This window comes from Tamlana crocina, assembly GCF_012037625.1.
In genome coordinates, this window is sequence record NZ_JAAVJS010000092.1 from 1 (window position 1) to 613 (window position 613).

Consider the following 613-nt stretch of genomic DNA (forward strand, 5'->3'; position numbering starts at 1 on the left):
ATCTCGTTGATCTTTGGCCACAGGTCTTCCTCGATCTCTTCCATTTCCCTGGTGCCGATATCCTTCATAAAAGTGGTCATCCTGGCATATTGCCCGGTACTGTCGACAAAGGAAGTGAGCAGATTATTCCCCGAGGTTTCCAGTCCCTGGGCATAGGGTAAAATGAAATTGCGCTCCTGGGAGGTGGGGAGCTGGTAATATTTGGGGTTTCCGTTGTAATAGGCCTGTTTGGAATATTTTACCAGGTTCACAATAGAAATAGGAGGGGAGAGCTGCTGTTCTTCGGCTATAAGGTTCTGCAACTCCTCCATCTTTCTCAAAGTTGGCAATTTCATCACTCCCTGTTCCCTTTTTGTATCGATAAGGATCTCCAAAGGCATAACTCCGTCAAATTCTTCTTCAAAGAATTCAATGTCTTTAAAGAAGCCGGCATTTTGCGGCATATCTTCAAGTAAACTTCCCGAGATCTTGATCTGGTAGATCCCTATAATGCTCGCTGCCAGGAGAACTACCGAAATGATGAAAATACTTATGCGGTGATGTCTCACCATACGTTCCATCCAGTTCACAAAGCCGTTGATCCATCTCTTGTTCAAATGCTTCAGGTGTTTTT

The 613-nt window shown here is 44.5% G+C and carries 1 pseudogene; it reads right to left on the reverse strand.

What is annotated here, in order from left to right:
* Positions 1–613, reverse strand: a pseudogene (locus tag HC176_RS15760) (efflux RND transporter permease subunit); the annotation flags it as partial.